Origin of the sequence: Arthrobacter sp. ISL-30 (assembly GCF_018613855.1) — a bacterium.
GTDB lineage: Bacteria > Actinomycetota > Actinomycetes > Actinomycetales > Micrococcaceae > Arthrobacter.
Map to the genome: position 1 here is coordinate 133,123 of NZ_JAGGPK010000010.1, position 20,690 is coordinate 153,812.

Below are 20,690 nucleotides of genomic sequence, written 5' to 3' on the forward strand. Positions count from 1 at the left end.
GTTTTCCCGGCCAATGCCGGGTTAATTTTCAATTCCAAACTGCTGATCGTGCAGCAGACGTTAGTTGCAGCCCTGATGGGCCTACGACGTGCGCGACGTCAGCCAGATGGTGAACGCGATGATCACGCCAAGCCCTGCGACCCAGACAAACAGGCCTTCCGCGACCGGACCAATGGCACCCAGATCAGCGCCGCCCGGCGAACCGTTGGCCTCGATCTGCTTCAGGTAGGTGATGATGTCGCGCTTGCCTTCAGGGCTGATGTTGGTGTCGTTGAAGACGGGCATGTTCTGGGGGCCGGTAGCCATGGCCTCGTAGATGTGCTTGCCCGAGACGTCGGCCAGCGCGGGAGCGAACTTGCCGCGGGTCAGGGCGCCGCCGGCTGCAGCTGCGTTGTGGCACATCGCGCAGTTCACGCGGAAGAGCTCGCCACCTTCTGCGGCATTGCCCTTCTCGTCAAGGAGGTGTTCCTCGGGAATCGACGGACCCGGGCCCAGCGATGCTACATAAGCGGACAGCTGCTTGGTCTGTTCTTCATTGAACTGCCGGGGCTTCTCGTAGGCCTGGGGGCCGTTCATCTGCATGGGCATACGTCCGGTGCCGACCTGGAAGTCAACAGCCGCAGCACCTACGCCGACCAGCGAGGGGCCGTCCTTGGTTCCGCTGGCACCCATTCCGTGGCAAGTGGCGCAGTTGGCGGCGAAGAGCTTGCCGCCTTCCTCAACATCACTGGCGCTGTAGTCCGTGGTCTGGGCCTTGGCCTGGTTGACCGTTGTGGCAACGGCGTATAGCCCACCAGTGACGAGGAGTCCCATCAACAGCAGCGCAATGGCTGCCAGTGGGTGACGTCGCTTCTGCGAAAGTGCCTTCACGTGGTGGTTCCTTTATTCGATCCTGCGTCGGCTCCGCGAGCCGCTTCTTGAAATTCTGCCTCTTGTAGAAAAAGAGTCAAAGCCGGCTACTTGAGGACGTAGATGACCAGGAACAGCCCGATCCAGACAACATCGACAAAGTGCCAGTAGTACGAGGTGACGATTGCGGAGGTCGCTTCGAAGTGCCCGAACTTCTTGGCAGCAAACCCGCGGCCCATGATGAAGAGGAAGGCAATGAGGCCGCCGATTACGTGCAGGCCGTGGAAGCCAGTGGTGATATAGAACGCCGAACCGTAGGCGTTGGAGGACAGCGATACGTGCTCGGAGACGAGCATCGCGTACTCGGTGGTCTGGCCCGCGACGAAGAAGGAGCCCATGATGAAGGTCAGGGCGAACCATTCGTTCATACCCCAGCGAACGAACTGCAGCGGACCGCCCGCACGGCGGGGCTGGAGTCGCTCGGCGGCGAACACGCCCATCTGGCACGTGAAGGAGCTGGCCACGAGGACGATCGTGTTGACGAGCGCAAACGGGAAGTTGAGCTTGGCTGTCTCTTCGGCCCACATCTGCCCCGAAGTGGAGCGCAGAGTGAAGTACATGGCAAAGAGACCGGCGAAGAACATCAACTCACTGGACAGCCACACAACGGTTCCAACGGATACCAGATTGGGGCGGTTCAGCGTCGGGTGCGCCGGGGTACTGGGGGCATGGGTCGCAGATGTCACAAGGACATTATGTCTGTAAAAGTCCATAGTTCCCAATGCAAACCGCCTTTGGGGAGGACTTTTTCTACAAAGACGCGAAATCGCGCGGAAAAGTTCCCTGCCTCGTTCACATTGGTCACGGGGCCCGCCCGCTGGATAGCATCAGGAGGTGACTTCACAGGCAGCGTCTTCGGCAACAGGCATCACCTGGCCGGGCCTCATTACGGCCCTGATCAACGGCAGGGACCTTGCCGTGGCAGATACACAGTGGGCCATGAACACGATCATGTCGGGGGAAGCCACGCCCGCACAGATTGCTGGCTTCCTGGTTGCCCTACGCGCCAAGGGCGAGACTGTTGAGGAACTGACCGGACTGGTGGAGGCCATGGTCGCCTATGCCAAACCAATCTCCATCGCGGGCGAAAAACTCGACATCGTGGGCACGGGCGGCGACCGGCTGAACACCGTCAACATCTCCACCATGGCAGCGCTGGTATGCGCCGGTGCCGGCGCCCGGGTGGTCAAGCACGGCAACCGGGCGGCGTCGTCGTCGTCGGGATCGGCGGACGTCCTGGAGGCTTTGGGCGTACGGCTGGACCTGCCGATCGAGAAAGTCGCGCGCAATGCCGAAGAGGCCGGAATCACCTTCTGCTTCGCCCAGGTCTTCCATCCATCCTTTCGTCACACCGCCGTGCCGCGTAAAGAACTGGCCATACCCACCGCATTCAACTTCCTGGGGCCCATGACTAACCCGGCCCATGTCCAGGCTTCCGCTGTCGGGGTAGCAAACGAGCGAATGGCACCGCTCGTTGCTGGGGTGCTGGCCAGGCGCGGAAGCCGCGGGCTTGTGTTCCGGGGCGACGATGGCCTCGATGAACTCACCCCCACAGGCCCGTCCACGGTATGGGAAATCCGCGACGGCGAGGTGGCCAAGCAGGGATTCACGCCCGTCGATCTCGGGATTCTGCCCTCAACCGTTGCAGATTTGCGCGGAGGAGACGCAGCGGCGAATGCAACTGTTGTCCGGGAGATACTGGCAGGCAAAACCGGACCGGTCCGGGACGCGGTCCTGCTTAATGCAGCAGCCGGCCTCGTTGCCGCTGACCTGAAGGCGGAGGGGCCGTTCGTTGAGCGGATGCGCTCCGCCTACGCGCGTGCTGCCGAATCGATCGATTCAGGTGCCGCCGCCGAGGTGCTGGAAAAGTGGATTGGCCTCAGCCGGGACTAAATCCTCGGGTACGACCACAGCCGCCGGTTGGACCGGCGGCTGTTTCCGTTGTTGAGGCTACTGTTCGAATCCAAGGGCGAAGGCCGCGTCGAGGTCGTGCTGTGAATAGGCGCGGAAGGCAATATGGGTGGTGGTATGAACCACGGCCGGCACTTTGGAGAGTTTGTCAGCAATGACGTCGGCGAGGTCGTCATGGCGTGGAACCCGGGCGATCGCAATGAGGTCCCATTCCCCGGTCACTGAGTAAACTTCGCTGATGCCCTGAATCGCGGAGATCTCCTCCGCGGTCTCGGGAATGCGGGATGCGTCTGTTTTGATCAGGACGATTGCGGTGATCACGTGATGCCTTTCCGGAAATTCGCCAGGTTGATTGCAAGCCTAGTACACGGCCAAAGGGTTGCCTTGGACGGCTAATTACCCGAACGGCGGGAGCGGAGACGTACAACGGCCGATGCGAGGAGCCGGTATCCGAGCAAGAGGAGTCCAAGGCTGATCGTCGCGACGATTACAAACGGAATCACGACGCTTTGTCCGGTCACGGCCCGTAGCAGCATGGCAACCGCCAGCGTCCCCAGCCATACGAGGACTCCGGTGGGCCAAGGGGCGAGCGGACGCCGCCACGCCCTAGAGACAAGCCATGATGCCGCTACACCCGACAGGAACGGCCACGCAGTTGCCAGGACGCCCAGGAAAGTGTCGCTTCTTTGGTGGGCGTCACGACCAATAGCGGCAAATACCAGAACGAGCACCACGTCCGCGAAGATGGCAATAAACAGTGGCGCACGCGTGGCAAGGCGCGCAGAATCAGCAGTGGAGGGCATACCCCCGACACTATCCCGGTCTGTCCCCGTTGCCGAACCGCCCCGGCCGAGAAATCGGCGGAGGAGCTGACGGATAGGAGCACGACGTGAAGGTTCTCCAGATCGCGCAGAGGGCGATAGACCTGGAACGCGCCTCCAGGTTTTACTCACGGCTCCTGGGCTCGGAACCCCTCGCAGTGTTCGATCCTCCAGGCCTGCTTTTCTTTGACCTCGGCGGCGTCAGGCTCCTGCTCGAGCGAGGTGCCTCGTCGGCTGTGATCTACCTCTCCGTTCCGGATGTGCGGGAGAGTGTGGAAACACTTCGCGACGCCGGTATCAAGATCGTCGCCGAGCCGCACGTTATTTTTTCCCACGAGGACAACCGGCTTGGCCCTGCCGGAACTGATGAATGGATGGGGTTCATCGAGGACAGCGAAGGAAACACGGTGGGACTCGTGAGCCAGCTGCCCGAAGGGTAAAGCCAGCCAAAAAGCGGCCGACAGCCAACCGCCGTCGGGCATTGTGCCCTTTGCACGCCGGGTCTAGCCTCGTGAAGGTCAGCGATCCGCATACCTAAGGTGTGATTCTCGTGCAAAAAATCTCCACCTGTCTTTGGTTCGACAATCAGGGCGAAGAAGCCGCAAAGTTCTACACGTCCATCTTTGACAACTCCAGGATCATCAATGTGAACCCCATGACTGTGGAGTTCCAGCTGGAAGGCCGTGACTTTATGGCGCTGAACGGCGGTCCGGCCTTCAATTTCACGGAGGCCGTGTCCCTGGTAGTTGACTGTTCGTCACAGGATGAAGTGGACAAATACTGGCAGGCGCTCACCGCTGATGGGGGAGAGGAGAGCATGTGTGGCTGGCTCAAAGACAAGTACGGCCTGTCATGGCAGATTGTGCCCTCGGTCCTCAGCGAGCTTCTGACAGGCCCGGACCCTGACGGGGCTGAGAGGGCCATGCAGGCCATGCTGCAGATGCGGAAGCTGGACATCGCTGAACTGGAAAGGGCCTACAAGGGCGAGTAGGGCGCGGGGGCGATGCCGGGGGCGGCACCGGCGGGCTGCCCGATACAAGGAGGACGATACAAGGAGGACAACACAAGGAGCGGCTCGGCCATCAAGGCCGGGCCGCTCCTGGTTCACATGAATCCTGCTCCCGTATGGATCCTGCTTCGCTTTACTTAGCCCCTGATGATCGGGATCTTCTTCCCCGACGTGGCCGGTGGGTTTTCCGGTACCGGTGTGCGAACTTCAAGGACGCCGTCCTTGTAGCTCGCTGTCACGTCCTCCTCCCGGACCCCTTCAGGTACAGGCAGGCGGCGCGAGAACGAACCGTAACGGAACTCGGAGCGGTAGGTGTTTTTGTCCTTGTGCTCCGTCTTTTCCTGCCGCTGGGCCTTGATCTCAAGGAAACCGTCGCTGATAGTGACATCGACGTCTTTCTCAGGGTCGATGCCGGGCAGCTCGGCACGCACCACCAACGTATTGCCTTCGACCACTTCTTCGACTCGAATCCCTGTGGTCCCCGCTTCACCTTCGAAGAGCTTTTCGATCATGTCGATCGGCGAACGGCGCGTGTCGAACCATCTCATCAAGTCGCTCATGTCCTCCTCCTTGTCCGCGACTTGTCGGGCGTGGGACTAATCTCACACTCTGGCTTGCCCGACACTTAAAGGATCGAAAGACCGTAAAGCCCGTCCTAGGGTCTTTGGTCCCGAAGAGCCAAACCATCGAAACCGACCGGGGTCCCTGCCTCTAGCAAGCGTCGGGCCGCCTCGGCGATATGTTCAGCGTCTATACCGGCCCATGCGAGGAGTTCCTGTCCGGTTCCTGATCCGGGCATGCCGTCTACGGCGAGATGCTCGACGGACAAATCACTGGGTGGCGCCGTTACCAAGGCTGCCAGCACCGCCGATCCCAGGCCACCCTCAGGATGGTGGTCCTCGGCGACGATGATGCGGCCTTGCGTCTCGCCGACGGCGGTGAGCAGCGTTTCTGCGTCGATGGGTTTAACGGAGTAGCAGTCGATGACGCGAGCCTGGATGCCCTCGGCTCTGAGGATGTCGGCAGCCCTCAATGCTTCATGAAGGGTGACTCCTGCCCCTATGAGGGTGACGTCGTCGTTGTCGGAGGAACGGAGGAGTTTCGAACCGCCGACACGGAACTGCTCATCGGGGCTATACAGGACCGGGTAGGCGCCGCGGGTGGTTCGAAGGTAGCTTATCCCGGAGGTCGCCGCCATAGCTTGCACAAGGGCAGCGGTGCTTGTGGCGTCTGCAGGGTAGAGGACGGTCGAACCATGTACCGCCCGAATCATCGCCAGGTCCTCCAGCGCCATCTGGGAAGGGCCGTCGGCGCCAATTTCGACGCCGGCGTGAGAGCCGGAAAGGCGTAGATCGACGTCGGAAATGGCGCCCATGCGGATGAAATCGTAGGCACGAGTGAGGAATGCCGCAAAGGTGGAGGCGAAGGCTTTATATCCCCGGACGCTAAGCCCCGTTGCGGCAGCGACGAGTTGTTGTTCGGCGATATACATCTCGAAGAACCTGTCGGGGAATGCTTTGGCGAATTGCTCGGCGTGGGTAGAGTTGCTAACCTCCCCGTCCAGGGCAACAACGGTGGGATCGTTCGCACCGAGTGCTACTAGCGCGTCGCCGTAAGCTTTTCGCGTTGCGACCTTCTCGCCGAGTTTGTAGGTGGGCAAGGGTGCACCGGCAGCATCGATGACCGCTTTTGACGCCTGTTCGGGCAGCGGGCCCCGCAACGTCAGAGTTCTTTCGCCGCCGAGCCCGGCGATTGCCTGCTCGGCCATGTCAGGCGGAAACTGTTTTCCGTGCCAATCCGGGCTGTCTTCGACAGTCGGGAATCCCTTTGCCTTGATGGTCCTGGCAAGGATGACAACAGGCTTGTCTTCAGGCGCTTCTGCCGCGGTAGAAAATGCTTCGTCGATCATTCCAAGATCGTGTCCGTCAATGATGATCGCCTGAGCGCCGAAGGCTTCGACCCGACGAGCATAAGATTCCATATCCCAGCCAAGCTCAGTCTCGCCTCGTTGTCCCAGCCGGTTGACATCGACGACGGTGATCATGTTTGTGAGGTTGTAATGGGAGGCCTTGTCCAGGGCTTCCCAGATGGAGCCCTCCGCCATTTCACTGTCGCCGCAGAGCACCCATACCCGGTAGGGGAGCCGGTCAAGGTATCTTCCCGCGAGGGCGACGCCTACGCCGTCGGGAAGTCCCTGCCCGAGCGAACCCGTAGCGAAATTCACCCAAGGCAGTGCCGGCGTCGGATGCCCTTGGAGGCGCTTGCCGAAGCGGCGATAGTCAGCCATGAGCTCCGCATCAGAGACGACGCCGACCGCCTTGAACACCGAGTACAGCAGGGGAGAGGCATGGCCCTTCGAGAAGATCAGGTGATCGTTGGTGTCCAGGTCTGGGTTGTCCCAGTCGTAGCGGAGGTGCCGTGTGATGAGAACGGCCAGCAGGTCGGCCGCAGACATGCTCGAGGTGGGATGTCCGGATCCTGCTGAGGTGCTTGAGCGGATGGAATCGACCCGAAGCTGCGCGGCGAGCTCAGCGATCGTGGAGAGGTCTGCGGCGGTGTTTTCCTGATTTGGCGAGGGCATGATGAATCCTTCGTTGACGGAACAGTTGCCAGACCTCTGCAGATTGCGCTTGCGAGGGGGAGCGAGTCAAGATCGAGATTAGATGCGTCGGTAGACGGACACATGCAAGTCAATCCCGTTGTAAGGCTCGCGTTTCCATCCGCCCCATCGCTCAGCCAGGCGAAGGCGCGCGATTCGTGCCATAAGGTCTAGCTCTGTAGGCCATGCCAGACGGCAGGAAATCGGCGCGAATCTTATGTTGCCGTCTTCCGCGACCCTGATATGGTTCTCATCCAATATCTGCGTGACGGGGTCGTAGCTACAGACATCGAAAGTCACGGCTCGAGGCTCCATTTTTTCGGGCCGGACATACGAATAAGTAGGAAGCCAGGCACTGGGGACGGCAGTCTCCACAACGAAAGCGCCACCATCGGTCAGATGGTGGGCTGCGTTTTCGAAGCAACGCGCCTGATCGTCCTGGGTCTGCAAGTTGAAGATGGTGTTGAAGACCAGGTATACCAACGAGTACCGAGAGCCTGTGCGGACCCTGGACATGTCACCCATGGTCACTTCGATTGCATCGCTTCCAGGCTTTGATTTCAGGCGATCGATCATTGCTTGCGAAAGCTCGATGCCATGAACGCGAGCGCCCCGTTTTGACAGAGGCAGAGCGATACGGCCCGTACCAACGGCAAATTCCAGGACAGATTCACCGTCCTCCGCTAAGATCTGCCAGAAAATCCACCGCGTCCGCTTCATCGCCTCCCAGCATGTCATCGTAGCGAGCGGCCACATCCGAATCGAAACTTTTAGCAGGATCGAAAATCGCCATGAAATCACTATCCCAGAAGGGAACGGGACATCCTGGAGGCACGTCGTAAACATTAGTGCGGGCTGAGGCAGCTCATGGCCCTCATTGCCCTTCCTGCCGCGATGGCGGGATTACTCATCCATAGGACGGGGGAGCGGCGTAGCCCCCGGCGCCTCTGCAGCAGCTTGCGCATACGAGGTCGAGACCCGGCGGTAGACCGGCGTCAGGAAGGCCAGCAGCGCGGCGGTGATCATGATGATCCCGGCGATCAGGAATACCAGGGCGATGCCGCGGGAAGTACCTTCGCCCAGCAGCGGGGCCAGCTGGGCGGCGCCTTCAGCCGACCGCGAGTACGGGATGATCCAGACCTGGGCGATCGGCGCGATAAGAAATGCGGTGATCGGCGCTGCCGCGGACTCGAATGCCATGGCGAATCCGAAAACCCTGCCCTGGCGGGGCAGAGGCACCACCTGCTGGATGACAGTCTGCTCGGCGGCCTCTACGAAAGGTATCAGGACCAGGTACAGCCAGATGCCGGCGACGTACAGCCAAGCCCATTCCCGCAGCGTGAACACCGCGCCGAGGAACCCCATGACGATCACCGCGATGAGCATGGTGCGCAGCGGGTTGGTGCCGAGCCCGAATTTGCCGATCAGCGCGCCGCCCACGATGAACCCCGTGGAGCCAAGCGCGAACACGGCCCCCCACATCTCTACGGAGAACATCTCCAGGCCGTAGGGATCCATGAGTGCCATGTAGACGCCGCCGATGAAGTTGTTGAACGTGGAGAACAGGATCAGGGCGAACAGTCCGGCTATGGCAAGCACGGCAGCGAATGAGCCGCGCAGATCAAATCCACCGTGCGCGTCAGTGGCGGCCGCGCGCAATTCCTCGGGCATGCGCAGGGTGAGCAGGTGCGCGAAGGCGAGCGCCGTGAGCACCAGGGCGACGACGATCGTCCACCCCATGCCCAGCAGCCCGACCGACAGCCCGGAGAGCAGCGAGGTTACGATGAACATCAGTCCCTGCACCATCCCCACCATCCCATTGGCGTTGGCCCGACGGTCCGGCTCGATGAGGATGGTGACCGTGGTGGAGAGGGCGATGTTGCGCATGTTTTCCACCACAGCACCGACCAGGATGATGAGGGTGAAGATCCAGAACCACGGCTGGGCCAGGTCCAGCAGCCGGGCGGTGGGTGTCAGCAGGAACATCACCCCGGACAGGACGAACATCAACAAGGTGAAAGCTGCGGCGAAGCGCATCACGGTCAGCTTGCGGTAGCGGTCCACAAAGGTGCCGAAGCTGATGCTCGAAAGGGCGATTAGCAGCATGTACGCGCCGCCGATTACCCCGGTGGCGATTACATTGCGCGTCTGCAGGTATACCCAAAAAGAGTCAGGGCGAACCACAGATAGCTGGTTGTGATATTGGCGAGGGCGGTGTTCACCAGAATCCCGGCGAAGGTACGGGACCGCTGCACAGGACTGCGCAAGGATGTGTCGACAGCGTCGGGATTGGCGAGGCGCGCGGCCTCGCTGCCACCGACTAACCGGGAGGTGACGGCCGCGTCCTCCGGGAAGTCCGCGCTGCTGCCGGTAGCCGCATCCGCCTTCGGCAGGGCCGGTTCCTGCTCGTTCATGCGTCCCAGTGTAGTGAGAACTAACAGGCGCGGACACGGTTGCCCCCCGATCAAGAAAATCGGTGACGATCCCGCCCTCGCATGGCCCCGCGAGTGTGCTTGTCTGTAGCCAGTAGCGCGAAGCCAGAAGGGGTCCGCGGCCGTTGTTCGACGAGGTGACACGACATGAGGTTGACGACCACGACCAACGTCTCGGTGGACGGCGTGATGCAGGGGTTGGGCGGACCTGACGAGGATCGCAGCGGCGGCTTCGACCGCGGCGGATGGGCCATACCACTTCTGGACACCGAAGCCGGGGACTATCTCAACTATGTCTACGGCGGCGCGGCTGCGTTCCTCTTTGGTCGGCGCACGTACGAGATCTTCGCCGGCTACTGGGGAGCGATGGCCGATCCGAGCACAAACCCGATTGCCGCAGCGCTGAACAGCCGGCCCAAGTACGTGGCTTCGACCAGCCTCGCCGACCCGCAGTGGGCAGGCACCACAGTCCTGCACGGCGACGTCGCCAAGGCCGTCGGTGACCTGAAGGCGCATCACGATGGCGAACTGCTGGTGCCGGGCAGTGGTGCCCTCGTCCGGTGGCTGCTCGCCAACGACCTGGTCGACCAGCTCGACCTGATCACCTATCCCGTCGTCGTCGGCCAGGGCACGCGGCTGTTCCCTGATTCCGGTCCGGACATCGCGCTCAATCTGGTCAACTCGCAGACCACGTCCCGGGGCATCACCATCCAGTCTTATCGGCCTCTGGGGCGGCCGCAGTACGTAACGTCCACTGTCGACCCCGAACACATGTTCTAGCTGCACCGGAGTGTCCGCCGTCGTAGCTCTGCCGGCGTGAGCCCAGAGCAAACGCTGCCGCGCAGCATCGGGCCTTTGATCGTGGTTACCTAATGGCCCGTTCGCTAGGCCCGACCGAACGGATTCCTTCGACGTCCCAGGGAAGTTTGCGTTGTGGAAGCGGATGTCGTAAGAGCATGTCCGATACTCCTTGCCCTAACTTTGAGGCGACAACTATGGATATTTGGCGCAGGATATGTCAGCCTCCGGACAGACAGGAGTGACTCCTAACTCAACATCAATGGAGGGGGACTATTGCGATGGAGACGAAAGGCGACGCAGAGAAGCCTTCGACGATAGGCGAGGGCGGGGCGATGGAAATAGTTCGCGTTCCCGCATGGCAGGTCAAGTATGACTGGAGCGAGGACCCCGACGAAGTGGTCCACCTTGTCTGTTGCCGGGATCTGGACTGGAGACGGGCCATGTGTGGCTACGAGGAACCGTCCCAGGACTTCCGGCTGCCGAAGGACCCCTGCCACGGCGTCGTGCTGCCGGTGACCGCCGAAGAGTACGAGCGGCTCAGCATCGCTTGGGGGGCAGACCGTGTTTGAGCGCGTCACTTTGACGATCCTCGGGACTCAACTATCCGTAGGACCCGCGGAAATTAAGGTTCAGAACCCGCGCAAAGGCGGCTGGTGCGCGAGCCGGGGGATCGAGGCGAATTGATTCATCTGATGGGATACGCAGAGCAGAAGCGGGAACGAACTTATCGCCCTGAGTCCAATTCGACCGTGAGTTTGGGGTCAAAAGGGCTTCGGCTCGCCGCCCGGAGCGTTCTGGCTTTATGGAACTGAGCGACTCTGTATGAATAGGCAGGAGTTGTCAGGGGCTTTCGAGGATGTCTACGGGAATCAAGCCGGATACCTTCGCTACAGGTTCACGCACTGTATTCGCGCCACGGTCACGTCGGCAATCCCACCGCGGGTATGGAGGCGGTCTTTGGATGAAAGACTGCTCGATTACCAGGCTTTCCTGGAAGCAGGCGACGTTGAGGGTTGACAGCCTGCGTTATCAAGTTCCGTCGTATTGGGCGGTCGGGTAGTTCCTGATCTTCCGTTTCACCCATACGATGGCGACCGTGTCAGCAGCACCTTCGAACGGCCCGCCGCGCCCCCTGAATGTCGGGGACATCGTCGTCTGCCGGAACGACCTTCTTGGTGAGTGGTCCGCTGCCCAGATCAGTGACATCGACCCCCGTTGGAAGAAGGCCGGGGTGCTCGAACTCGATTGGTCGGGTCCCGAGCCGTCCACAGCAGATGACTTGGGTGTCATTAAGCCGCTCAGGCTCACCCACCACTCCTGGAACGGGCAGTTGTCCCACACCAACTGTGACTGGGTGCTCCCTCGGAGTTATCGCGTTATCGGCAGCATGCCTCTGCTGCACGTCCAGCGGGCGAATAGCTACGCCGGCCGCTGGCGAGTAGGTGACCAACTTGCCCGGCAACGTGCGTGGGACCGGGGCGAACATGATTGGCGAGATCCAGGGGCGCTTGAACTGACCCCCGAGGAACTCGATCGGGCACTCGCCGACAGCGCACCCCCACACAACGAGGTACGCAGCCTCAAGGCGACTGGCCTATCCGAAGTAGACGCCCACCGGCTCACGGACATCTTTCCCAACCTGACAAGTCTGACTCTCGGCGGAAGCCTCGGGCAGTTGGCGAACGCAGGCGAACTCAACCGGCTCAGCTCACTCAAGGCCCTTTTCATCTCAGACCTATTCGGCATGACGAAGGCCGACTGTGTGCTCCCGGACGAAGTTCCCGACCTCGAATACCTCGACCTACATAGCGTGCCTCATGAGTACGCTATTGCGATGCGGGCCCTGTGGCGGTCGCAAGTGGCCAACGGCACGAGCGTCGACATCTCGAAGGCACGCAAACCCGAGTGGGTGCAAGAGAATCTCGACAACCCGCTTCGCGACTGGGACGGGCGCGAGCACATTACCGCTGCCCGCTTCAAGAAGGCTGTCGCACAGTTCAAGAAGACGCGGCGTGAAGTTCTCGCGATACTCGGCCCGCAGTCAGATGAGTCCACCGTGGCTCGTCTGATGGACCTCGGGCGCGAGTATGCGCTTGCGTTCAACCGCCTCGATGGGAGGTCTCCGTTCATCGAGACCGAGGAGCGCGAGGAGCTGTTCGCCGCGCTCAACGCGGTTGTGACTGAACGCGAGCAGCAACTGAGCCGTTCTCTCGCGGCCGAGCGATCGGCTCTTCTCTCCGCAGTTGAAGGCGCGCGGAACTGGTGAACGAGCATATGGCTTCCAACGTCGTAATGAACGGCGTGCGATGCTTTCACTCTGACCCGCCGGTCCTAGTCGGTGCCGCGCTGCCCGAGCGGCTCGCAACGAACGGGCTCGTCGTGTGCGGGCATGTCTTCGGTGTGGGCGTTTACCTCCCGGAGCAGTCGGCGTGGGGTGTCCCTATGCTTTCGGTCAAGCGGCTTGGGCGGGTTTTTCGTCGTAGAAGGTCCCGTGTTTGAGCATGGAGTAGAGGACGTCGCAGCGGCGCCGGGCCAGGCAGATGACGGCGGCGTTGTGTTTCTTTCCCTGTGCCCGTTTCTTTTGGTAGTAAGCCTTCGACGCCGGATGGTGGCAGCAGGCGATCCAGGCGGATCTGAAGAGGGCGGAGGTGAATGTTCCGGCGTAGCCGGTGGTCAGGGCGGGAGTAGCGGACTGGAGTTCCTCAGTTGATTCATCTGATGGGATACGCAGAACACTACTGGTAACCAGCATTATTCGATTTGGAACTATTCAGCAGTGCCACGCGAGGGGAAACGGTCCGGGTGCTTAGGATCCCGTTTTTTTTCGCGCCAGTACTCGTCCCGCTGCCATAGCGAGAATCTGGTGACTTGGACGCAGAATACGACGGCGGCGATGCCGAAGATAATGGACCGAGTCCAGAACCATGGCTCCGAATCGACACCAACGAGACTTAGGACTGTGGCGATCAGCATGATGATCGTTACTGGAAGGAACCAACGGAGGATGCGTTGAAGCCTCCGCTGCAGTTCTTCCTTTGTTGCCACCTTTGCCTCCATTAGTCCGGCTGCCTTCGGAGAGCCCCCGCCCCCGTTCCAAATCGAAGATCTCTAGGGAGCGGCTATCGATCCATTCCGATGGTGTCAGTCATTATCCGCGTCGCCTGGATTCTTGGATAGCGGGACCAGGGTTCGGCGGCCGCTGCGGCGTGTTTCTGGGTGACTTGGTAGCTGTAGCCGAGCATTTCGGCAACCAGCGGGGCGGGCACTTCCTTCACGAGGGCGCGGAGGGATGCGTTGCGTGCACCGAGGAGGTTAATTCCGATTTCCCTGAGGCGCTCCATGAGCGTGTTTGGGTGGATGTGTTGCCCGGGCCGGTATCCGGGAAACAACCATTCACTGCCCGAGCTGCCGCCCGTGCGCAAGTTGGGGCGTGCGGCCAGGTGTTGGGTGAGCAGTGAGGCGAAAGGTTCGGGCACGGGCGCTGGATCTCCTTCCGCGAGTGACAGACGCAGGCCATCTGGCGTGAGGATCACGTCGGTGCTTTTCATCGCGGCGATCTTCACGACTGGCTGGGCGTAGAGCAGCAGGAGAGTGGCGGCGACCCGGTAGTGCAGGGTGTCGATGTTGTCCGTGAGGCAGGCTTTGAGCATGGCGAGACGCTGGCCCTGGGTGAGCAGTGGCACGGTCTTGGCCTGCCGGAATCCGATGGTGATGTTGGTGCAGGTCCGGTTCTTGACCGCCCAGACGAAGAAGGTTCTGATGGCATGTCTGGTGGTTGGACCGTCGGCCAGCCAAGTGTCGACGTCGGCCTGTACGCAGGAGGCGACGGTCCGTCCATGGGTGAGCTTGAGCCAGGTGAAGAATTTGATGGTTTCGGTGATTTCCTGCTTCGCGCTGTGGACGGGGCCGCGGGTGGGTTTCCCGTCGGCAGAGAGGCTCCTGATGCGCCGCAGGTGGTGCCACCGGGCGAAAGACTCCACCGGCCGTTGGATATCGGCATCGTCGACGTCCTCCAGCTTGCTGGTGAGCCACCGTTGAAAGAGAGCGAGGTAATGATCTCTGCTCGGGAGTAGCTTGTGATGGGTTAGCAGGCTGCGCATGTGTTCCACCCGCAGGCTGTTTGGTTCCTGATCCAGTGCCTCGTGGCGGAGGGGGATCTCGCTAGAGGCAAGTCGTCGGAGCAGGTCGCGGACGCCGGGCTTGCGGAGCCAGGTGAGGATGCTTTCGGGGCGCTGGGCTCCGCAGAGGGCGGCAAGCAGTTTCGTCGCCGTCGTTTCCGTCGCCTCTGATGCTTCGCTACGGCGGAATAGCGCGGTGAGGTCATCCCGAAGCGAGCAACGGGCGCAGGTGTTCTGGCGGTAGTGCTCGGTTTCCGTGCCGCAGCGTGAGCAGTGGTAGTCCTGCGTGATACCTGCGCAATCGACACAGACCGGTTGATCGCCGTGGGCAGCAGACCGCCCGGGAAGCATGCGCTCTGTTCGGCAGTCAGGGCAGGTCCCGTGCGTGCGCATGGCGACGGTGAAGCAGGTCCCGCAGATCCTGCCTTCGGACCAGCTGGCGCGGTGCCTGCCAGCTGTCCGTGAGCATCTGTCGCAGGTGAAGTCGCCTGCGGTGCGAGGTCGGCCGCGGATGGCTATCCGCGGGGTGATCTCAGCCGTCATCGCGGATCACGCGGGCGCGTTTGGGCCTCACGGTCTTGTTCAGGTCCACGACGTTGGCGTCGGAGGCGACCTTGCGGACCTTGGCGTCTGTTGCCGTGACGGTGACCAGGTCCTCGGGTCCGCAGGCGAAGATGTCGCAGAGGGCGGCGACCATCATGAGCGAGACACGTTCCGGGCGCTGCGTGACAAGCCGGTATACCTGGGAGGCCGAGAGCTCGATGCCACGTTCCCTCAGTAACGGGCCCAGGTCGGTGCTGTTGTGCATTCCGCGGGCTGCCATGAGTTCGGCGAGCCGCCACCGGTAGTCGATCTCTCGTTTCATGAGGTTCAGTCTTCCATTCCGGCAAGGGCGTCCCGGACGGTGGAGTCCAGGGCCCGGCGCAGCGTTTTGACCCGGTAGTCGCTGGAGACGGAGGTATAGAGGGCCGTGGTCGAGGCGTGCTCGTGTCCAGCCTGGTGTTGGACGAACAGCGGGTCCATGCCGGCTTCGATGAGATGGGTGACGTAGGAGCGGCGCAGCGAGTGGATGTCCAGTCCGGGGGAGAGGCCCAGGTCTTCGCAGTAGCGGTTGAACCTGCGGTTCAGTGCCGTCTCGGAAACCAGCGTGCCGCGTTCGGACGGGAACAGGTCCAGCCCGTCGGTCATGTGCGGGTGGCCGCGTTCCAGCCAGTCGGCGATGATCTCCGCCGACCAGTCAAACACCGTCAGGATGCTGCGGCGTTTCGGGGGAGACCCTTTCATGGCCTTGCCGTAGCGGACCTGCAGCACCCCGTACTTCCCGAACTCCCGGGCGTGCGGGTTCCTGGCAAAATCCACAGTCTGGAGGTGTCTGACCTCATTGCGTCGTAGGCCCCAGCAGTAGGCCACCTTGAAAAGGACCGCGTCGCGGTATGCCGGCAGCCAGCCCTTGCGGCCCAGGGTCGCGATCCGGTCCACCTCGTCATCGGCCCGGTCAAAGAAGGCCTGTAACTCCTGCCTGGTGAACGGGCGCCGGACAGGAGTTGACTCTGTCGCCTGCGCATGGACCGCAGTGTTCCAGTCAAAGCAGACCTGAGCAGGGTGCGTTCCGAAGTACTGTTCGCAGACCCGGTCCCAGCCATACTCAGGCGAGGCCGCATAGGCGCAGAACGTCCTCAGAGCTGCCTGGTAGCTCCGGATGGTGGACTGGGCGGCGTGCTTCACGCTCCGCAGATCTCCGAAGAACTCGTCCACGTGGGCCGGCGTCCACTGCCACGGATACTCGTTCGTGGACTCCTGGAACCGCGTCACCAGCCGTTCCCGGCCCTCGATCGTGCCAAACGACAGGTTCCTACTCAACTGCTGGTTGCGCCAGCCCGTGAGCATCTGGGTGAACACATGGTCCTCTGGGTGAAGGAAACGCACAGCGCCGAAGTCGAGCACGCGTCCCGCTGAATCGACCGCCACGAACCCTCCTGATACATTGCATTGGATGCAAGAATCATGCAATTAATGCAGGACGTGCGCAAATCCGCGGATCAGAGGGCCATTCCAACTTGATGCACTCCGGCTTTGGAGGGCTGCCTGGTGGACCGACGAGTAGCCCAGGGCCAGCCAGTCGTACGGTGTTTCCACAGGTCACAGGCGTTTTTCCGCTTCAAGTGACGCGGTATCGGGTGGCAATGGGCGGAGGAGGGGTCATCGTGCATCGGATGCAATAATCACGGTTTTACTTGACATAATGTAGATTATCGGCGCTCAAACCGTGGGAGTAGAAGTGGCCGCGAGAACTCACGTTGCATGGAGAACCGACCGTTTCCGCGGTCAGTCCACGAACCGTTTGTGCATTCCGCACATTTCCGCACCCTGGCCCAGCCATGCCGTGAACTCGCGGCGAAACCCAGGCTATGGCCTGAGTGCCTCGCATCCGAACAAGAAGTTCCAGACGAAGCCCTTAGAGAGGGCCAGGCGCTTCGCCCCACCAGGGCTCTGTCACTACAAGGTCGACGGCATCGCCCAAGTCAGTGCGCAGCTGGCGCAATAGGCCTACGCCCTCGGCGAGCCACTCAGCATTGCCCGGACCTTCGAGCGGAAGCCTGTCCTCTTCATATTGCGAGTTCCACAACCGGACTCGCTCTGCAAGTTCCGGAGAAATACCTAGCGATTCAGGATCGACGGGCTTGCCCTTGTCGTTCCATAAGGGTCCGGGGCCATAATCCGGCCAGAACTCCAGTCGCATCATGATCCGAGTATCTCCCGATAACGAGGCGCGAACGGCCAATTGGACATGAGAAAGTGAAGCGGTTTCACCTGGCGACTCCCGTTGCATGAGTACCCGCGCAAGCCAGTTGCTAACAAGCCTCGACACCATCACACGGTGAGCAACGAAACAAGTGTCGAAACGGGCCGTCACGCGGTGATGCCGATGTTCGGAGTGTCGTTCAGCGCAGCTCCTCGACCAGCCCGATGATGATGCCGTCGGGGCCGCGGACGTAGCCGTACCGGTATATGTCCCCATACTGCGCCACCTCGCCCACGAGTTCGGCCCCGTGGGCGCGCATGCGGTTGAGGACGTCGTCAACGGCGTCGACGACGAACTGAGGCGAGGGATGCCCGGGGTGTTCATCGGCGCCCACGGCGCAGTGCTGGTGGCCACCGGCGTGTGGAACGTCGACAGCTCGACGCGGCCGCTGCCGTCCGGGGTCCGCACGACGGCGATATCCGCTCGGACGCCGTCCAGCCCGACGAGCTGGTCCACCCATTCATCCTCGACTGCTGCCTCGCCCTCCAGTTCCAGGCCCAATTCGACGAAGAACGCGATAGCAGCCTCGAGATCCTCGACCACAACGCCGACGTGATCCATCCGGTAGATCGTCATGCCACACAGTGTAGGGGACCGAGGATTCCTGCCGTTGACGAACAGCGCGCCGGCCCGGAGCAGCTACAGTGGGCGCCATGCGAAAACTCATAGTCCAGCAGTGGGTTACCGTCGACAACATCGCCGCGGAGGAGGACGGTGGGCTCAGCTTCGTGTCAGGGGAGCCTTTTTCCGAGACCACCAACAGTGCGTTCAAGGCGAGCGTGATGGGGCTCATCGACTCGGTCGACACGATGATTCTCGGCGCGAATACCTACGCCCAGTCCAAGGGCTACTGGCCGTACGCCGACGAACAGGGCGAGTACGGCGAGAAGCTCAACAACCTCACCAAGTTCGTCGCCTCATCGAAGCTGGATGAAGCCCCCTGGGGCGACTTTCCCGCAGCGACCGTGACGCGCGACCCGGCCGCCACCATTCAGGAGCTCAAGGAGCAGAGCGGCAAGGACATCTGGCTGTGGGGAAGCTTGAAACTCATGCACTCCCTGATGGACGCCGGCATCGTCGACGAAGTCCGGATGCTGGTCTGCCCAGCGTCACGCGGCAAGGGAACGCGCATTTTCGACGATTGGCAAGACCTGAAGCTGGTCGAGGCCACCCCGTTCGAAAACGGCGTGGTACTTCTGCGCTACGAGATCAAGACTCAGGCGAAAACGAGACGAATTAGTCAAAATGAGACGAATTAACCGTTCACTTCCCGGGCTCAGCCCACTCATGTTCCTTCTTCATGAAGTAATCCACACCGGTGTAGCCTCCATCGACGACGAGGGAGGCGCCAGTGATGAAAGAAGCGTCAGTGCTGAGAAGAAACACGACGGTCTTGGCGATGTCATCGGGCTTACCGTTGCGACCCAACGGAGTAAGGCGGGCTGCTTCATAAGGTTCGGTCAAGATGCCAGAGTCGACCCAACCGGGAGTCACGGCGTTAACTCGGATTCCACGGGAGCCAAGTACGTTGGCAAGACTTCGGGTAACGGAAAGAAGAGCTGCTTTACTGGCCGAGTAAGCGATGCTTCGAAAGGATCCAATGTAGGCATCCGTACTGCCTATGTTGACGATGCTCGCTCCGGTGGACATACTAAGGCCGATTTCGTGGGCAAGGATAAGGGGAGCCGTGACATTCACCTCGAAGGTCCTATCCCATGCATCAAACGAAAATCCCTCAAATTGTTCTTTTTCGAGGATCCCGCATTATTGACCAGCGCATCGAGAGAAAATTCATCAAGAATCTGCCGTGCGAAAGCCAGTGACTTGGATCTGTCTGCCAGATCGAGCTGGCGTATTTCCACCCCGTGGGTGCGCCGTAACTCCTTCGCTTCCTCAAAACCGGTGTTGTAGGTCACGACGACATTCCAGCCGTCATCAGCGAGATGTTCGGCAATAGATCGGCCGATCCCTCGCGCGCCGCCGGTAACCAGTGCAGTACGTTCGTCCGTCATGTTGATGCCTCCATCGAGCTCGCTAGTTGAAGGACTTGCATAGTCATTACAGTGGAGTCCGGCGGAGCAGAATGCCAGCGGTAGTGCGACAAATTCGACCAATCACCGAAGACCCACCGAACACAACGTCTCGGCAGAAATGTCCAGCATCGCATGCCCCCATGACAGCAACGCTCGGCTACTCCCCCGCCACCATCGAATGCCACGATCGACTCAGCTGCGGCACTCACTTTGGGGCGAGAGCTCCAGTCGCCTTCGAAAGGACGATTGCTCAAACTGCTCAAGCACAGCATTGCCGCGTCTACTTGCCGGGAGTACGGTTCTCGCATGATGAGCCATCCGTGCGGGATGAGGTTCCAATGAATGCAAGGTCAAAGAATGCAGAATCCGCGGCGCCACTTGTCTTTGACGGGACGCGGTGGATCATTGTGGGGGGTCTCGCCGTTGGTGTAGTGCTCGGGTCTGCCGGGAACTTCGTCGAGGCTGGGAACGTCAAAAGCATCTTGTACGCAATTAGTGCGGTAGGCCTGATTACCGCCCTGGTGTTGCTTGCGGCAGAACATCTCTCGGCGGGACAGAGATTCACCGCTGCCGGGTTTGCCCTGGTCGCACTCGGCGAAACGAGAGTGCTGAACCCTACCGAAACGCCCGGAGGTGAAGACTCTTTCGCCGTTGGCGTGCTGCTTTATGCACCCGGTCTGCTGATGCTTGCACGGTCCATTTGGCTACCACTCTGGGTTCGCGTGATTGGAGCAGCAGCAGCAGCCGTCTTCGCCGCTTATTCGCTGGTCTATCTGGGAGGGGGCGCCATCGACAACAGGGGGCCGTTCGTAGGTATTGGATACGCACTCTTCACACTAACTGTCCTCGGATGGATTATCGCCGTCGTAGGTACAGAGAAGACCGATCGTAGAAAGGGATAGCAGAGTGATCAGGCCCGGCGGGCGACCAGCCATTCGCTCGGCCCCGCGTAGCGGGGCGGATCCTGCACACCCGTTGATCAGTTCATACGAGTCCGAGGTGCGGCTTCGGGTCCTGAAGGCTACGAGCGTTCTATTGGACCGTCTTAGCCTTGATCCACCGATGCTGATCGGGGCGCCGACGGCGGGTTAAACCGAGAATGCCCGTCTTTTCAAGGAAAATGGAGTTTGTCTAGAACCCATTGACAACCGAAAAGAGAGGCATCTCGTAGGTGCAAGTTTCGCATAAGCGGTCCGCTGTGTCAGTTTCCTTTGATGAGCCGAACCTCGTGTCGGCTGCCGGGCTGCTCCCGGT

General features: G+C 61.0%; 22 protein-coding genes and 4 pseudogenes. 8 read left to right on the forward strand and 18 right to left on the reverse strand.

Annotated features, from left to right (window positions below; genetic code table 11):
* Positions 1 to 81 precede the first annotated feature (81 nt).
* Both J7E82_RS04355 and J7E82_RS04360 read right to left on the reverse strand, forming a co-directional pair.
* On the reverse strand, positions 82 to 870 hold the full coding sequence (locus J7E82_RS04355; RefSeq protein ID WP_214860774.1) for a cytochrome c: 789 nt from the start codon (positions 868 to 870) through the stop codon (positions 82 to 84).
* 86 nt (positions 871 to 956) lie between these two features.
* Entirely contained in the window at positions 957 to 1,631 is a 675-nt protein-coding gene (locus J7E82_RS04360) for a heme-copper oxidase subunit III (protein WP_214860776.1), read from the reverse strand.
* Positions 1,632 to 1,743: 112 nt separating this feature from the next.
* Between J7E82_RS04360 and trpD the strand changes: the two genes are divergently transcribed.
* Positions 1,744 to 2,802 carry an anthranilate phosphoribosyltransferase gene (gene trpD, locus J7E82_RS04365; protein ID WP_214860779.1) on the forward strand — a complete coding sequence of 353 codons (1,059 nt, stop codon included), beginning with the start codon at positions 1,744 to 1,746 and terminating at the stop codon, positions 2,800 to 2,802.
* A 57-nt stretch (positions 2,803 to 2,859) separates the two neighbouring features.
* Here trpD and J7E82_RS04370 read toward each other — a convergent pair whose 3' ends face one another.
* Positions 2,860 to 3,141, reverse strand: coding sequence for an Lrp/AsnC family transcriptional regulator (locus tag J7E82_RS04370; RefSeq protein WP_214860781.1), 282 nt, complete (start codon positions 3,139 to 3,141; stop codon positions 2,860 to 2,862).
* A gap of 71 nt (positions 3,142 to 3,212) precedes the next feature.
* The gene (locus J7E82_RS04375) at positions 3,213 to 3,623 is read right to left on the reverse strand and encodes a DUF3054 domain-containing protein (protein ID WP_214860783.1); all 411 of its coding nucleotides are present in this window, start codon (positions 3,621 to 3,623) and stop codon (positions 3,213 to 3,215) included.
* Between the two features lie 86 nt (positions 3,624 to 3,709).
* On the opposite strand from J7E82_RS04375, the gene J7E82_RS04380 reads away from it, so the two are divergent.
* Positions 3,710 to 4,081 (forward strand): VOC family protein, encoded by a 372-nt coding sequence (locus J7E82_RS04380; protein WP_214860785.1) that lies wholly within the window; start codon positions 3,710 to 3,712, stop codon positions 4,079 to 4,081.
* 110 nt (positions 4,082 to 4,191) lie between these two features.
* Positions 4,192 to 4,632: a VOC family protein gene (locus J7E82_RS04385; RefSeq protein WP_214860787.1), complete on the forward strand. Its 441-nt coding sequence runs from the start codon at positions 4,192 to 4,194 to the stop codon at positions 4,630 to 4,632.
* A gap of 155 nt (positions 4,633 to 4,787) precedes the next feature.
* Here the strand turns inward: J7E82_RS04385 and J7E82_RS04390 are convergent, their stop codons facing one another.
* The 5 genes and pseudogenes from J7E82_RS04390 to J7E82_RS04405 all read right to left on the reverse strand — a co-directional run bounded on the left by J7E82_RS04390 (position 4,788) and on the right by J7E82_RS04405 (position 9,663).
* Positions 4,788 to 5,210, reverse strand: coding sequence for an Hsp20/alpha crystallin family protein (locus J7E82_RS04390; RefSeq protein ID WP_214860789.1), 423 nt, complete (start codon positions 5,208 to 5,210; stop codon positions 4,788 to 4,790).
* 95 nt (positions 5,211 to 5,305) lie between these two features.
* Positions 5,306 to 7,231: a transketolase gene (locus J7E82_RS04395; protein WP_214860791.1), complete on the reverse strand. Its 1,926-nt coding sequence runs from the start codon at positions 7,229 to 7,231 to the stop codon at positions 5,306 to 5,308.
* Positions 7,232 to 7,309: 78 nt separating this feature from the next.
* The gene (locus J7E82_RS21285) at positions 7,310 to 7,969 is read right to left on the reverse strand and encodes a class I SAM-dependent methyltransferase (protein WP_374223590.1); all 660 of its coding nucleotides are present in this window, start codon (positions 7,967 to 7,969) and stop codon (positions 7,310 to 7,312) included.
* Positions 7,920 to 8,042, reverse strand: a complete 123-nt coding sequence (locus J7E82_RS20975) for a hypothetical protein (RefSeq protein ID WP_285289694.1) — start codon at positions 8,040 to 8,042, stop codon at positions 7,920 to 7,922. The genes J7E82_RS21285 and J7E82_RS20975 overlap by 50 nt, the downstream gene beginning before the upstream one ends.
* 110 nt (positions 8,043 to 8,152) lie before the next feature.
* Positions 8,153 to 9,663: pseudogene (locus J7E82_RS04405) on the reverse strand (MFS transporter).
* A gap of 165 nt (positions 9,664 to 9,828) precedes the next feature.
* On the opposite strand from J7E82_RS04405, the gene J7E82_RS04410 reads away from it, so the two are divergent.
* From J7E82_RS04410 to J7E82_RS04420, 3 genes are all read left to right on the forward strand, one after another.
* Positions 9,829 to 10,461, forward strand: coding sequence for a dihydrofolate reductase family protein (locus J7E82_RS04410; RefSeq protein ID WP_214860794.1), 633 nt, complete (start codon positions 9,829 to 9,831; stop codon positions 10,459 to 10,461).
* Between the two features lie 299 nt (positions 10,462 to 10,760).
* Positions 10,761 to 11,051, forward strand: a complete 291-nt coding sequence (locus tag J7E82_RS04415) for a hypothetical protein (RefSeq protein WP_214860797.1) — start codon at positions 10,761 to 10,763, stop codon at positions 11,049 to 11,051.
* A gap of 527 nt (positions 11,052 to 11,578) precedes the next feature.
* The gene (locus J7E82_RS04420; RefSeq protein ID WP_308113613.1) at positions 11,579 to 12,748 is read left to right on the forward strand and encodes a hypothetical protein; all 1,170 of its coding nucleotides are present in this window, start codon (positions 11,579 to 11,581) and stop codon (positions 12,746 to 12,748) included.
* Between the two features lie 186 nt (positions 12,749 to 12,934).
* Here the strand turns inward: J7E82_RS04420 and J7E82_RS04425 are convergent.
* The 8 genes and pseudogenes from J7E82_RS04425 to J7E82_RS21290 all read right to left on the reverse strand — a co-directional run.
* A pseudogene (locus tag J7E82_RS04425) lies at positions 12,935 to 13,126 on the reverse strand (IS110 family transposase); the annotation flags it as partial.
* Positions 13,127 to 13,248: 122 nt separating this feature from the next.
* A complete protein-coding gene (locus J7E82_RS04430; RefSeq protein WP_214860798.1) occupies positions 13,249 to 13,527 on the reverse strand; it encodes a hypothetical protein in 279 nt (92 codons plus the stop codon).
* A 74-nt stretch (positions 13,528 to 13,601) separates the two neighbouring features.
* Positions 13,602 to 15,143: a hypothetical protein gene (locus J7E82_RS04435; RefSeq protein WP_214860800.1), complete on the reverse strand. Its 1,542-nt coding sequence runs from the start codon at positions 15,141 to 15,143 to the stop codon at positions 13,602 to 13,604.
* Entirely contained in the window at positions 15,133 to 15,465 is a 333-nt protein-coding gene (locus J7E82_RS04440) for a helix-turn-helix transcriptional regulator (protein WP_214860802.1), read from the reverse strand. The genes J7E82_RS04435 and J7E82_RS04440 overlap by 11 nt, the downstream gene beginning before the upstream one ends.
* 5 nt (positions 15,466 to 15,470) lie before the next feature.
* The gene (locus J7E82_RS04445) at positions 15,471 to 16,568 is read right to left on the reverse strand and encodes a site-specific integrase (RefSeq protein ID WP_214860803.1); all 1,098 of its coding nucleotides are present in this window, start codon (positions 16,566 to 16,568) and stop codon (positions 15,471 to 15,473) included.
* A gap of 487 nt (positions 16,569 to 17,055) precedes the next feature.
* Complete coding sequence (locus J7E82_RS04450; protein ID WP_214860804.1) at positions 17,056 to 17,343, reverse strand: hypothetical protein; 288 nt, start codon at positions 17,341 to 17,343, stop codon at positions 17,056 to 17,058.
* Between the two features lie 199 nt (positions 17,344 to 17,542).
* Positions 17,543 to 17,737 carry a VOC family protein gene (locus J7E82_RS20530; RefSeq protein WP_251041415.1) on the reverse strand — a complete coding sequence of 65 codons (195 nt, stop codon included), beginning with the start codon at positions 17,735 to 17,737 and terminating at the stop codon, positions 17,543 to 17,545.
* A 77-nt stretch (positions 17,738 to 17,814) separates the two neighbouring features.
* Positions 17,815 to 17,979 (reverse strand): annotated as a pseudogene (locus J7E82_RS21290) (VOC family protein); the annotation flags it as partial.
* Positions 17,980 to 18,056: 77 nt separating this feature from the next.
* Between J7E82_RS21290 and J7E82_RS04460 the strand changes: the two are divergent.
* A complete protein-coding gene (locus tag J7E82_RS04460; protein ID WP_214860805.1) occupies positions 18,057 to 18,662 on the forward strand; it encodes a dihydrofolate reductase family protein in 606 nt (201 codons plus the stop codon).
* Between the two features lie 4 nt (positions 18,663 to 18,666).
* On the opposite strand, the pseudogene J7E82_RS04465 reads toward J7E82_RS04460, so the two are convergent.
* Positions 18,667 to 19,388 (reverse strand): annotated as a pseudogene (locus J7E82_RS04465) (SDR family NAD(P)-dependent oxidoreductase); the annotation flags it as partial.
* Between the two features lie 386 nt (positions 19,389 to 19,774).
* Here J7E82_RS04465 and J7E82_RS04475 point away from each other — a divergent pair.
* The gene (locus J7E82_RS04475) at positions 19,775 to 20,338 is read left to right on the forward strand and encodes a hypothetical protein (RefSeq protein WP_214860807.1); all 564 of its coding nucleotides are present in this window, start codon (positions 19,775 to 19,777) and stop codon (positions 20,336 to 20,338) included.
* Positions 20,339 to 20,690: the final 352 nt, after the last annotated feature.

Coding starts and splice junctions, on each gene's coding strand:
- J7E82_RS04415 (WP_214860797.1), top strand. CDS start 10,761: ATGGAGACGAAAGGCGACGCAGAGAAGCCTTCGACGATAGGCGAGGGC.
- J7E82_RS04440 (WP_214860802.1), bottom strand. CDS start 15,465: ATGAAACGAGAGATCGACTACCGGTGGCGGCTCGCCGAACTCATGGCA.
- J7E82_RS04410 (WP_214860794.1), top strand. CDS start 9,829: ATGAGGTTGACGACCACGACCAACGTCTCGGTGGACGGCGTGATGCAG.
- J7E82_RS04375 (WP_214860783.1), bottom strand. CDS start 3,623: ATGCCCTCCACTGCTGATTCTGCGCGCCTTGCCACGCGTGCGCCACTG.
- J7E82_RS04460 (WP_214860805.1), top strand. CDS start 18,057: ATGCGAAAACTCATAGTCCAGCAGTGGGTTACCGTCGACAACATCGCC.
- J7E82_RS20975 (WP_285289694.1), bottom strand. CDS start 8,042: ATGGCGATTTTCGATCCTGCTAAAAGTTTCGATTCGGATGTGGCCGCT.
- J7E82_RS04450 (WP_214860804.1), bottom strand. CDS start 17,343: ATGATGCGACTGGAGTTCTGGCCGGATTATGGCCCCGGACCCTTATGG.
- J7E82_RS21285 (WP_374223590.1), bottom strand. CDS start 7,969: ATGAAGCGGACGCGGTGGATTTTCTGGCAGATCTTAGCGGAGGACGGT.
- J7E82_RS04435 (WP_214860800.1), bottom strand. CDS start 15,143: ATGACGGCTGAGATCACCCCGCGGATAGCCATCCGCGGCCGACCTCGC.
- J7E82_RS04475 (WP_214860807.1), top strand. CDS start 19,775: ATGAATGCAAGGTCAAAGAATGCAGAATCCGCGGCGCCACTTGTCTTT.
- J7E82_RS04395 (WP_214860791.1), bottom strand. CDS start 7,231: ATGCCCTCGCCAAATCAGGAAAACACCGCCGCAGACCTCTCCACGATC.
- J7E82_RS04390 (WP_214860789.1), bottom strand. CDS start 5,210: ATGAGCGACTTGATGAGATGGTTCGACACGCGCCGTTCGCCGATCGAC.